The 12383-nt window shown below is 45.9% G+C and carries 10 protein-coding genes; all 10 read left to right on the top strand.

What is annotated here, in order from left to right; genetic code table 11:
• Positions 1-3936, top strand: a 3936-nt coding sequence (locus ACVBDY_RS22290) for an Ig-like domain-containing protein (RefSeq protein ID WP_447177684.1), incomplete at its 5' end; no start/stop codon positions are given.
• Between the two features lie 75 nt (positions 3937-4011).
• The gene (locus ACVBDY_RS22285; protein ID WP_447177683.1) at positions 4012-4944 is read left to right on the top strand and encodes a PorP/SprF family type IX secretion system membrane protein; all 933 of its coding nucleotides are present in this window, start codon (positions 4012-4014) and stop codon (positions 4942-4944) included.
• An 11-nt stretch (positions 4945-4955) separates the two neighbouring features.
• A complete protein-coding gene (locus ACVBDY_RS22280) occupies positions 4956-6896 on the top strand; it encodes an OmpA family protein (RefSeq protein WP_447177682.1) in 1941 nt (646 codons plus the stop codon).
• Between the two features lie 88 nt (positions 6897-6984).
• Positions 6985-8343 carry an immunoglobulin domain-containing protein gene (locus ACVBDY_RS22275; RefSeq protein WP_447177681.1) on the top strand — a complete coding sequence of 453 codons (1359 nt, stop codon included), beginning with the start codon at positions 6985-6987 and terminating at the stop codon, positions 8341-8343.
• A gap of 32 nt (positions 8344-8375) precedes the next feature.
• Entirely contained in the window at positions 8376-9269 is an 894-nt protein-coding gene (locus ACVBDY_RS22270) for a hypothetical protein (RefSeq protein ID WP_447177680.1), read from the top strand.
• 103 nt (positions 9270-9372) lie between these two features.
• Positions 9373-10542 carry a T9SS type B sorting domain-containing protein gene (locus ACVBDY_RS22265; protein WP_447177679.1) on the top strand — a complete coding sequence of 390 codons (1170 nt, stop codon included), beginning with the start codon at positions 9373-9375 and terminating at the stop codon, positions 10540-10542.
• Positions 10543-10676: 134 nt separating this feature from the next.
• Positions 10677-11141 carry a hypothetical protein gene (locus ACVBDY_RS22260; RefSeq protein WP_447177678.1) on the top strand — a complete coding sequence of 155 codons (465 nt, stop codon included), beginning with the start codon at positions 10677-10679 and terminating at the stop codon, positions 11139-11141.
• On the top strand, positions 11142-11324 hold the full coding sequence (locus ACVBDY_RS22255) for a hypothetical protein (protein ID WP_447177677.1): 183 nt from the start codon (positions 11142-11144) through the stop codon (positions 11322-11324). It abuts the gene before it with no gap.
• A gap of 81 nt (positions 11325-11405) precedes the next feature.
• A complete protein-coding gene (idi, locus tag ACVBDY_RS22250) occupies positions 11406-11936 on the top strand; it encodes an isopentenyl-diphosphate Delta-isomerase (protein WP_447177676.1) in 531 nt (176 codons plus the stop codon).
• Positions 11933-12343, top strand: coding sequence for a 6-pyruvoyl trahydropterin synthase family protein (locus ACVBDY_RS22245; protein ID WP_447177675.1), 411 nt, complete (start codon positions 11933-11935; stop codon positions 12341-12343). The genes idi and ACVBDY_RS22245 overlap by 4 nt, the downstream gene beginning before the upstream one ends.
• Positions 12344-12383: the final 40 nt, after the last annotated feature.

Genomic DNA, 12383 nt, shown 5'->3' with positions numbered 1-12383 from the left:
GGCGCTGGTTTCGAAGGCGATGATACGTTCACTTATACGATGAAAGACGAAGACGGTTACACGAGCAACGCGGCTACGGTAACTGTAAGCGTAGGCGGCGACAACGGCGGTCTGTTAGCAGTAGATGATACGGCAACAACCCCGATGGAGATGCCTGTTGATATAGAAGTATTGGCTAATGACCAACCCGGAAATGCAGACATTGATCCTACTTCGGTAATGATCGTGGATGCTCCTGGAAATGGTACAGCCGAAGTGAATACGACAACCGGGGTGGTAACCTATACCCCTGGCGCTGGTTTCGAAGGCGATGATACGTTCACTTATACGATGAAAGACGAAGACGGTTACACGAGCAACGCGGCTACGGTAACTGTAAGCGTAGGTGGTGATAACGGTGGTCTGTTAGCTGTAGACGATACGGCAACAACGCCGATGGAAACCCCTGTGGATATAGATGTCCTGGCTAACGACCAACCTGGCAATGCAGCTATCGATCCTGCTACTGTGGTGATCGTGGATGCTGCCGGAAATGGTACGGCAGAAGTAGACCCTGTTACCGGAATGGTGACCTATACTCCTGCCGCCGGATTCGAAGGTGACGATACGTTCACCTATACAATGAAAGACGAAGACGGTTATACGAGCAACGCAGCTACGGTAACTGTAAGCGTAGGCGGTGACAACGGCGGTCTGTTAGCTGTAGACGATATGGCAACAACGCCAATGGAAACCCCTGTGGATATTGATGTACTAGCTAACGACCAGCCCGGTAATGCAGCTATCGATCCTGCTACTGTGGTGATCGTGGATGCTGCCGGAAATGGTACGGCAGAAGTAGACCCCGTTACCGGAGTGGTAACCTATACCCCTGGTGCCGGATTCGAAGGTGACGATACGTTCACTTATACGATGAAAGACGACGACGGTTATACGAGCAATGCAGCTACTGTAACTGTAAGCGTAGGCGGTGACAACGGCGGTCTGTTAGCTGTAGACGATATGGCAACAACGCCAATGGAAACGCCTGTGGATATTGATGTCCTGGCTAACGACCAGCCCGGTAATGCGCCTATCGATCCTACTTCGGTGGAGATAGTAGACATGCCGATCGAGGGAACTGTAGAAGTTGATCCTGCCACAGGAGCAGTGACCTATACCCCTGGTGCCGGCTTCGAAGGCGATGATACGTTCACTTATACGATGAAAGACGACGACGGTTATATGAGTAATGCAGCTACTGTAACTGTAAGCGTAGGCGGCGACAACGGCGGTCTGCTGGCTAACGATGATACGGCGGTGACTCCAATGGAAACTCCTGTTGCTATCGAAGTATTGGCTAACGACCAACCTGGGAATGCAGACATTGATCCTGCTTCGGTAATGATCGTGGATGTTCCCGGAGATGGTACGGCAGAAGTAGACCCCGTTACCGGAGTGGTAACCTATACCCCTGGTGCCGGATTCGAAGGCGACGATACGTTCACCTATACAATGAAGGATGTAGATGGTTACACAAGTAATGTTGCTACGGTAACTGTAAGTGTAGGTGGTGACAACGGTGGTCTGCTGGCTAATGATGATACGGCGGTAACCCCGATGGAAACCCCTGTGGATATCGACGTACTTGCTAACGACCAACCTGGAAATGCGGACATTGATCCTGCTTCGGTAATGATCGCGGATGCTCCCGGAGATGGTACTGTAGAAGTTGATCCTGCCACAGGAGTTGTAACGTATACCCCTGGCGCTGGTTTCGAAGGCGACGATACGTTCACATATACGATGAAAGACGAAGATGGTTACACGAGCAATGTAGCTACGGTAACTGTAAGCGTAGGCGGCGATAATGGTGGTCTGCTGGCTAACGATGATACGGCGGTGACAGCAATGGAAACCCCTGTTGATATCGAAGTGTTAGCGAATGATATGGGTGGAAATGCTGATATCGATCCCGCTACGGTAGCCGTTGTGGACATGCCTTCTGAAGGAACCGTGGAAGTAGCCGTTACCGGAATAGTGACCTATACTCCTGATGCCGGTTTTGAAGGTGTAGACACCTTTACCTATACGATGAAAGACGTAGATGGTTACACGAGCAACGTGGCAACAGTAACCGTTACCGTCGGTGGCGACAACGGTGGCCTGCTGGCTAACGATGATACAGCGGTGACCCCTATGGAAACTCCTGTTGATATCGAAGTGTTGGCGAATGATATGGGTGGAAATGCTGATATCGATCCTGCTACGGTAGCCGTTGTGGACATGCCTTCTGAAGGAACCGTGGAAGTAGCCGTTACCGGAATAGTGACCTATACTCCTGATGCCGGTTTTGAAGGTGTAGACACCTTTACCTATACGATGAAGGACGTAGATGGTTATAGCAGCAACGTAGCAACAGTAACCGTTACCGTCGGTGGCGACAACGGTGGCCTGCTGGCTAACGATGATACAGCGGTGACCCCTATGGAAACTCCTGTTGACATTGAAGTATTGGCCAACGATCAACCCGGAAATGCGGATATCAATCCTGCCACTGTAGCAATCGTGGACATGCCTTCGGACGGAACAGTGGAAGTAGCCGCTACCGGGATAGCAACCTATACTCCTGATGCCGGTTTTGAAGGTGTGGATACGTTCACTTATACAATGAAAGATCAAGACGGTTATACCAGCAATGTTGCAACGGTAACCGTTACCGTAGGCGGAACCAACGGTGGTCTTATGGCGGTAGATGATGCTGCAAGTACTATTGTCGATGTGCCTGTAACTATAGCGGTTCTGGCCAACGATACGGAAGGAAATGCACCTATAGACGAGACAACCGTAGCGGTAGTGGATATGCCGACAGACGGTGCGGTAGAAGTGGATATGGTTACCGGAGAAGTGACCTATACCCCTGATGCCGGCTTTGAAGGTGTGGATACGTTCACTTATACCGTAAATGATACCGATGGTTATACATCCAATGTAGCCCTGGTTACGGTAACGATCGACCCGGCACCGACAGGACCTATAGCTAACGACGATGCAGTACAGGTGAACCCGAACAGCTTCATAAGGATAGCAGTACTGGATAACGATGCGGAAGGAAGCGCGCCGATTGATCCTGCAACAGTTGATGTTATAAGCGGTCCTTCCGACGGTAGCATTGCGATCAATGTTGACGGAACTGTAGACTATATACCGGAAGGAGGTTTTGTCGGACAGGACAGCTTTGAGTATACTGTTGAAGATACGGAGGGAAGATTATCCAATATAGCGGTAGTATCCATAGATGTTACTTCGAACTCTGACCTTACGATTTCCATTACGGTCAATGAGACAACACCATCCATAGACAGTGAAGTCGAGTTTACCGTAACGGTTACTAACGATGGGGACCAGGTATTCTCCGATATCATTGTGGATGAAGCATTGCCTTCAGGATATGAATTTGTAAGATCCGAATCCGCGGAAGGAGCCTACAATGAACTTACGGAGAAATGGACCATCGGTCATATAGGCGAGCAGGGAACCGCAACCCTTAGCCTGACAGCCAAAGTAGTAGCTGTGGCCGGAGCGGATTATCTGAATGTAGTAACTATTGAAGGATCATCTCCGTTAGATGCGAATCTGGACAACAATACGGCACAAGTAGCCGTAGAACCACTCTTGCTGGTAGTGTATAACGAGTTTTCTCCGAACGGGGACGGGTTTAATGACACTTTTGTGATAGATGGTATACAACTCTATCCGAGCAATACATTACAAGTCTATAACAGGTATGGAAACCTGGTGTTTAAGACTTCGAATTATAATAATGATTGGGACGGAGTTGCCAATAAGAGCGGAGCTATTATGGAAAAAGACAGGTTACCGGTAGGAACGTACTTCTACGTGCTGGATACCGGAACCGGAATAAGGAAAAGCGGATGGCTCTATCTCGCAAGATAAGATCACATATAAAGAGGGATGCCCCATCCCTCTTTATTGCATTAAATCCATATAAAACAGATAAAATATAAGCAGATGAAAATTATTAAAGTCAAAAAGAGCAATTACATTTTGTTTATATGTATGCTTGCTATGATTACGGTGAGAGCACAGCAAGATCCTCAATATACACAGTACATGTATAATATGATGAGCTTTAACCCTGCCTATGCCGGTTCTGTTGGTACCCTGGAAGCAAACTTACTGCACCGGTCGCAGTGGACAGGTATAGATGGGGCACCTCAAACCCAGTCTTTAAGTGTCCATTCCCCTTTGAATAATGAAAAGGTAGGTTTGGGTTTTAACGCTGCACACGACAAATTGGGACCGTCCCGGGAAGTATTTCTCGACGGGAATTTTTCTTATACCATTCAAACCGGGTACTTTTCCAAATTGGCTTTCGGTGTTAAAGCCGGGATCAGTATTCTGGATATTGACTGGAGTAAAGGAGATTTCAAGGACCCGAACGATCCTCTTTTTGGCCAAAATGTAAATAAAACCCATTTTTTGGCAGGAGCAGGAGCATTTTATTATACGGATAAATGGTATGTGGGATTTTCTGTTCCGAGCTTCCTTCGCTATGATTACTACGATGACAGGGAACAAGGAGGAGTACTGTCGGACAGATTGCATTATTTCATAACAGGTGGATACGTGTTCGAACTGTCACCTACCTTGTTATTCAAACCCGCCGCTATGGCAAAAATAGTTCGGGGCGCGCCTGTTTCTGTAGATCTTTCTGCTAACTTCCTGTTACAGGAGAGGTTTACTTTAGGAGCTTCGTACCGATGGGATGATTCCGTAAGTGCCCTGGCAGGTTTTCAGGTATCTCCGAGTTTCTTTATCGGATATGCCTATGATTATACCACGACAAGTTTTAACCGGTACAATGACGGGACACATGAGATTATCCTGCGATATCAGATGCCGTTTAAATCCAGTCGTATAAAATCCCCGAGATTTTTCTAAACAGAATTGTCATGAGAAGAAAGATATTATATACCCTAGGCTTATTGTTTTGCGTGACGGCCGTTTTCGGTCAACAGCCGAAAAAGGCGGACCGTCTGTTTAAAGACCTGGCCTACGTAGAAGCCGCCCAGGCTTATGAGGAATACCTCAAACGAGTGAACTCGCCTTCACCTGACGTCCTGGGAAATATAGCAGATTCATATTATTTTATAAGTAACGACTCAAGTGCAGTTACATATTATAAGAAACTGTATGAGTTGCAAAGAGAAGGAATGTCCGATACGCATTTTTACCGGTACACGCATGCGCTTAAGGGAGTAAAGGATTATGACGAAGCTAATTCCCTCTTGAAAGATTACCTTAAAAAGAAAGGCGATGAAAAGGAAATATCAAGATATGCCGATGAAAAAATTTATCTCGATAGTTTGGAACAGGCAGAATCCCTTTTTACCGTACACGATCTGGAAAGTAATACGCCCAGATCGGAATTCGGAACTACCTTCTATGGCGATAAAGTAGTGTTTTCTTCAACAAGAAAGCCCAGCTACACACTATATGTGTGGAATCAGCAACCTTTTCTCGACCTGTATATGGGAGAGCGGAATGCAAGTGATGGCGAATTGTTCAATGTTGAGCTTTTTCTTCCGGATATCCAATCCAAGTATCACGACGCGACAATTACCTTTTCCCCTGAGCTTGCACATATATACTATACAACCAATATCGTAAAGAACCGTAACAAGCTTATAAATGACGATTCCGGAACTAATAATTTCCATATTATGAAAGGAACTATTGAGGACGGAAAAATCGTAAAAACGGAAAGTATGCCTTTTAATAGTGTGGAGTATTCCGTAGGACACCCTTGTATGACTTCAGATGGAAAATGGTTGTTTTTCGTTTCCGATATGCCTGGTGGTTTCGGGGATACCGATATCTATGTGGTGGAAATGTCTGAAGACGGAAGTGTGGCATCCGAGCCGCAAAACCTCGGTCCGGTTATCAACACAAGAGGGAAAGAAATGTTCCCTTATTTCAGGGAAGGGAAACTCTATTTTTCCTCAGACGGGCATTACGGTCTCGGACGTCTTGATGTGTTTGAAAGCGAGAAAAAAGAAGATGCCTGGGAATTTAGTGCACCTAAAAACCTTGGAGCCCCGGTGAATAGTAATAAGGACGATTTTTCTTTTGTTATAGATTCCACAAGTTCCTATGGCTACTTTTCTTCAAACAGGCTGGAAGGAAAAGGAGACGATGATATTTATTACTACACTAAGGAAAAGGCACCGTGCGACCAGTTTGTTTCCGGTAAGGTGACCAACAAGAATACCCAGATGGCCCTCGAAGGAGCAACGGTAACAGTATACGATGAATTCGGTGACCAGGTTACGGCAGCTACTACCGGGGAAGATGGTACGTACAAAGTTGAGATTCCTTGTGAATCTACTTATAAATTCAAAGCGACCAAACCTAATTATACCACCGAGGAAAAAGAAGTCGTTACAACAGAGAAAAACGGTGAGGAGATTACGGATGTAAACTTTGAGCTGACCAATTTTGACGATCTGATAGTCAAAGAAGACGATCAGGAGAAAATAGATGTTAACCCGATATACTTCGAATTTGACAAAGCGGACATCACACCCCAGGCCGCCGAAGAGCTCAATAAGGTAGTCTATGTAATGAACCAGTTCCCCGATGTAAAGATCAAAATAGAATCTCATGCCGATTGCAGGGGAAATGCTAATTACAACAGGAATTTAACGGACCGCAGGGCAAAATCCACGCAGAAGTATATTCTCGAAGTAGGTAAAATAGATGCGTCACGTATAGAAAGCGCCATCGGTTACGGCGAAGACCGCCCCAAAATCGTGTGTGAAACCTGCAGCCAGTGTACGGAAGAACAACACGCCGAAAACCGAAGGTCCGATTTTATTATTATTGAGAAATAATAATAAGCATAATTTTATTGAGAGTTCTTAATCTGAAGTAAGCGATGCACCGGCAACGGTACGCCTGCTTATTAATCCAAACTACCCTATGTACCCCGGATTAGAACAAAAAACAGTAATACTGTTACTATATACGGTATTGTCCTTTTCTTTCGGTTGCTTGACTGTTAATGCGCAGCAACCGAAAGAGAGGGTATATGCTGCTTCTCAAACTAACGGAGCATTTCTCGGATCTGTTTCCAATCCTGCGAATGTAATCGGAAACGGGTTAAATACCTCAGCCGGATTAAATGTTCCTGTCGGTGCATTGGGCCTATCAAATGCACATATCCAACCCAGGTTCGGAACAGTATTGACAGCAGGAACTTCTACGTATTTGAAGCTTGGTGTAAATCCATCTCTTTTGGGAGTTGGAATTACTATAAATGTAAGGGCATATAATGGCAATACTGCTGTTGGAACACAAGTTACTCTCGGATCACTGCTGTCTTTGTTGAACGGAGAATATCTGGAGGAAATAGTTTTTACACCTACGGATGGTAATGGGGATTTTGTAGCCTATGACGGAGTCAGAGTGACCCTTAATGGAGGTGTACTTAGTGCTGGAGCCAACATAGACGTATATTACGCCTATTATCTTCAGAATACTACCAGTTCCATAGCATGTGATACTCCCGTTGAAGTTTTGTACGGTTCTACCGGTGCATTGCTCTCCGGGGTTAACCAGGTAGAAAATCCGCAATATTCCATTGACAGTAATACATCTACCTATACCCATCTGCGTTCCAATGTAGGAGTTCTGGATAAAACCTATATCCGGTCATTATATAATACATTATCCAGGGAAGGAGATTCCATCCGTGTTATATTTCAAAATCCCGGGGGAGGTTTACTTGAAGCATCCCTTTTGGCTACCAGTTTAACCATTACTACATATAATGACGATACCGATAACGGAGCGCTGACATTGGACGAAAGCCTGCTTTCCCTTTCGTTATTACCCGGAAGCAGTGATGTACAGGTATTGACTTACCCGGTTGAAGCAACATTTAACCGTATAGAAGTATCTCTTGGGGAAGGTCTGTTGAACGCATTGAGCAGTCTCCACGTCTACGAAATCCAAAGAATAGCAAAAGGCCCCGGTATTACATCTCCGCAGATGACAGACGATGTGGTCTATTCCTGTTTTGGTGATGAAGTCACCCTGGAAATAGATCAGCCCGTTACCGGTTCCGTTTATACATGGTATACAGCCCCAACCGGGGGAACGCTCGTTTTTACGGGAACTTCCTACACCCCGGATACTACCATTACAGGTTCCAGTTTTTTTTACGCATCCGAAACAAGAGCAGGATGTACAAATGAATCCGGGCGTAGCCCTGTTGAACTTATCGTATTCCCCGCCTATGGAAACCCCGACATTGTCATAGGAAATACGACAAATTGAATAAAATAAATAACAATCTAAAAATCAATAACATGAAATCCATTACAACAACTTTGAAAAAAGGGTTTATAGCCTTGTTTTTAACCTGCTCCGTGCCGGTTCTGGCACAGATCAATGCCCCTGTACCCAACGGACTCCCCATCAATGAAACTTCCAATCTGGACGTAGGGACCCTGACGAACAACACGCCTCCGGTGACAGCCCTGGATGGCGCGGTAATGTTCTACAATCCGGCCACAAACGGCCCTTCAATTACATTGACTGCCAGTCTTGATGACGGGGCCGGAAATACGTTTTCCACCTATGAATGGTATAATATGACCACAGACGGAACCACGGAAACAGAAAATATACTTACCGGTGAAACAACGCAGAATCTTACATTGACAGCACTTGCCCCCGGGTATCACAAATTCAGGGTTTACGGCCTTGTGGATAATGGGGAAGTGATCTGTCAGTCAGATGATTTCGAAGATATCATTCTCTTTGTATTATCGCCACTTACCGTAGATACCACTTTCGATGCCAATGGCAATCCTTTGGCTTACTGTTCTACAGATGTTCCGGAGACACCCATAGAATTGTCCGTAAGTGGTGTTAATGCGGATTATGCTGCAAATACCAATGGTTACCCGAATCCGGCCGGAAGTGATTTTGAAGTTTCCTACGCCTGGTTTGCCGTAAAGGACGGGGATACTGCCAATCCTATAGACCTTGCTACGACCACGGATACCTATGACGTAACCCTTACGGAGGAGGGTACCTACACCTTTTATGTCGAAGTAGAGTACACTATAAAAGACAAGGGAAGCAGAGATTATGTAACCTATACGGGTAACGTACAGAACGGCGGAACAGATCTGGAAATCGTGGTTTCACCGACTCCGGGAGCGCCTACTATTACGATCGACAATATCGTAGACTAATATTTCCCCGGGTATATAACTCCGGAATCATAAAACGGGAACAGGTGACTCCGGTGCGGGTCACCTGTAACCCGGCTATGGTGTAATTCCTTTATTCGATATTATGAAGATCGGGAAACTCATTCTTATTTTCCTATGTTTCTGGCAGGCTATTGGTGCACAGGAAGCTGATGATATTGTGGTAGTCCCCCCGGGGAGTACGGTACACCTCCGTGCCGCTTCCGAAGGGGCTTCGCAATACCAGTGGTTTCGGAATGGAGATGCGCTGAGTGGTGCGGTCGGTGTTATCTATGCTGCCACACTGGAAGGGAAATATACCGTGATTTCCTTTAATAGTGAAGGATGTGAGTCCGATATTTCCAATGAGATAGAGATCCGGTTTTCCGGGACCTCTTCACCTCCTGTGGGCGATGGGATACAGTACTTCTGTCATTTCTTTGACCCGGTTCTGGCCGATATAGAGGTTCAGGGACTTCATATTACCTGGTACGACGCGGAGGAAGGCGGAAATATATTACCGCACACACAATCCCTGGAAGAGGGGCAAACATATTATGCATCCCAGTCTCCGGGAGGGCCCGGTACCGAAAGCCGGGAAAGACTTGCGGTGACCGTGTTTCTCGACCGGTGCCCCGATCTTTCCGTAAGCAAAGATGTGGATACCCGGGAAGCTCCTGCGGATGCCCCGATTGTTTTTTCGGTAAAAATAAATAATCAAACCTCCATTGCCGTAAGAGATATTGTCATAAGTGACCGGATACCATCAGGATTTTCCTATACCTCCCACAATGCTGATAAAGGAAGCTATAATGCAACATCCGGCATATGGGATATACCATTGCTTGCCGGAAACGAAAGTGCGGAACTTCTCGTGCATGCCACGGTGCTTCCGACGGGAGATTATACCAATATCGCTATTCTCGATGCTTCCGATCCTTCGGATACCAATATATCAAACAACCGTGCCGAAGTTACGGTAATTCCTTCCTGTCTCCGTGTGTACAACCTGTTCTCTCCCAATGGGGACGGTATGAACGACACTTTCCGGATCGATTGTATAGAAAACTACCCCGAAAATAAACTCGAAGTGTACAACAGGTATGGCCATGTTGTTTTCAGGCAAAAGGGTTATGACAACACCTGGAAAGGTGCTTCCAACGTAAAAAATACCATAAGCCGCAACGGAATGCTCCCTGTGGGTACCTATTATTATGTACTGGATCCGGGGGACGGAAGTAAACCGGTTTCCGGATGGTTATACATTATGAGATAAACAATATATTTACGCACCAGGTGAGATTTAAAATGCTCCGATGCCTGGCTTAGCTTCAGAAGCCCGGGGGTACTCGTGATAAGCGTATTTCTTTCCACCTTAATACCCGGAAAACGGCCATTAAAGCAATCCCTTTGACACCGGAAGGGGTTCAGTTAGCGGTTAAAGGGATTAAGTTAGCGGCTAACCCAGTTACTTTGACCGCTAAAGGGGATGGTTTAGCGGCATACCCGGTTACTTTGACCGCTAAAGGGAATGGTTTAGCGGCTAACCCAATTACTTTGACCGCTAAAGGGAATGGTTTAGCGGCTAACCCGGTTACTTTGACCGCTAAAGGGAATGGTTTAGCGGCTAACCCGGTTACTTTGACCGCTAAAGGGAATGGTTTAGCGGCTAACCCAATTACTTTGACCGCTAAAGGGGATGGTTTAGCGGCTAACCCAATTACTTTGACCGCTAAAGGGGATGGTTTAGCGGCTAACCCAATTACTTTGGCCGCTAAAGGGAATGGTTTAGTGGTTAACTTAATTACTTTGACCGCTGAAGGGGATGGTTTAGCCGCTAACCCAAACCGGTTCGGTGTAAACGTAATCCCTTAAATGGCAAAAACCGGCTCCGGATTATCCGGCCGGGAATACGATATGCCGGTCCGCCGGCAAAGGCAGGTGTATTTTTACAGGGAGGCTGCCCATCCTGAAATTGCCGGGATATCCGGCCTTAGAAGACAGTTCCTTAATAGCCAAAAAGCAATTTCATTGCCTGCCGGGACCCATGGACTTTAAAAAGTGTCTCTGAATTCATTATGATGGCTGGCACGGGTTTTGTATTTTTGAACCCTTGTTTAAACAGAACAAAAATTATACATGCAGGAAGAAAAGGTCATATTGGTAAATGAAAAGGACGAACCGCAGGGACTGATGCCTAAAATGGAAGCCCATGAAAAAGGATTGTTGCATCGTGCGTTCTCCGTATTTGTAATGAATGAGAAAGGACAGACCATGATACAGCAAAGGGCGAAGACAAAATATCATTCACCCGGACTCTGGACCAATACCTGTTGCAGTCACCAGAGGGAAGGAGAAAGTTCGGTAGAAGCCGGTAAAAGACGGCTGATGGAGGAAATGGGTTTTACCACCGGCCTGGAGGAGATTTTTTCTTTTATATACAAAGCACCTTTTGACAACGGCTTGACCGAACATGAGTTTGACCATGTGTTGATAGGGAAATACAGTGAAGAACCCGATCTTAATCCCGATGAAGTGGCCGACTGGAAGTGGGTGTACCCGGAGGAAGTAAAAAAAGATATGGAGCTTCACCCGGAATCGTATACCGCCTGGTTTAAGATTATTTTTGATAAATTTTACGATCACTTAATGCAAAACGCATCGCTATGAGGGTTAAGGTAAGCAGAAAAGCCCATTTTAATGCAGCACACAAATTGCACAATCAGAAATGGAGTAAAGAAAAAAACGAGGAAGTCTACGGCAAATGCAGTAGTCCGAACTATCACGGCCATAATTATGAACTCATAGTAAGCGTTACCGGAGAGGTAGACCCCGAAACCGGGTTTGTTATGGACATAAAGGACCTGAAAGACCTGATAGCTGCAGAAATAGAAGATGTCTTTGATCATAAGAACCTCAATCTCGATATTCCCGAATTTAAAGAACTTAATCCCACTGCCGAACACATTGCGGTGGTGATCTGGAATAAACTTCGCAAATTCATAAAGACCGATCTGGACCTGGAAGTTGTCCTGTACGAAACTCCGCGTAATTTCGTTACCTATACCGGGGCCTGAAAGCTTAAGGGAAAAAGGTATTGGCCTTCCGAATGACATA

It is taken from the genome of Sinomicrobium halophytocola (assembly GCF_052983395.1).
Note: the sequence above shows the minus strand (reverse complement) of the source record. Positions and strands in the feature narration are given on the sequence as shown.